Annotated in this window: 1 protein-coding gene; it reads left to right on the top strand. The window is 43.5% G+C overall.

Annotation, left to right across the window (positions count from 1 at the left end; all coding sequences use genetic code 11):
- Positions 1–229: 229 nt before the first annotated feature.
- Positions 230–813, top strand: a 584-nt coding sequence (locus HH219_RS21645; RefSeq protein WP_249118592.1) for a reverse transcriptase domain-containing protein, incomplete at its 3' end; no start/stop codon positions are given.

Raw genomic sequence — 813 nt, 5'->3', positions numbered from 1 at the left:
TGGTTGCTGCGACCTACAGCGAGCGAAATAGCAGTAAACAAGCGTTAGTTTAGACGCGCTTTATCGAGTAATCGCTAGAGTGATCTATCAGAAGTCAGCAGATGGCATACGACTGCATGGATGCAGAAGGTAGAGCAACGCAGGAGCAGTTGCCGAGTAGCCAAACGCCCATCGTAATGGAGGGGACACGGTGAAGGCCTGAACATCTTAACCAGAGGAGACACTACAAATGAACTTGAATTCACATAGATCACCGTGTTGTGATAGTGATGAACAGCGTTCTGCTGTGAATAATACCTCGAATGAATATAACCAAACAGATCATGACCTGATGGCAAGGGTACTAAACAACCACAATATTGGCGTAGCATGGCAACATGTTAAGCGCAATAAAGGGGCTGCGGGTATTGATAATATGAGTATTGAAGAGTTTAATCACTTCGCTAAGTTACATTGGTTAGGTATTAAACAACAATTACTTAACGGCACTTACCAACCCTTGCCAGTCAAACGCGTGATGATACCCAAACCTGATGGCGGTGAGCGAATGCTTGGGATCCCTGCTGTTATCGACAGAGTGATCCAACAAGCCATTGCTCAAGTGATTAGCCCTTATTTTGAGCCTCAATTTTCACCACATAGTTATGGTTATCGCCCTCATAAAAGAGCCAGTCAAGCAATGAGCCATGTTCAATCTTGTGTTAAACAAGGTTATAAAACAGCGGTTGATATCGACTTGTCTAAGTTCTTTGATGAAGTAGACCATGACATGCTGATGAATCGTGTTGGTCGTAAAATCAAAGACAAAGCACT

The organism is Pseudoalteromonas sp. NEC-BIFX-2020_015 (genome assembly GCF_012952265.1).
In the GTDB taxonomy this organism is placed as follows: Bacteria; Pseudomonadota; Gammaproteobacteria; order Enterobacterales; family Alteromonadaceae; genus Pseudoalteromonas; species Pseudoalteromonas neustonica.
This window is presented reverse-complemented; position numbering and strand designations above follow the sequence as displayed.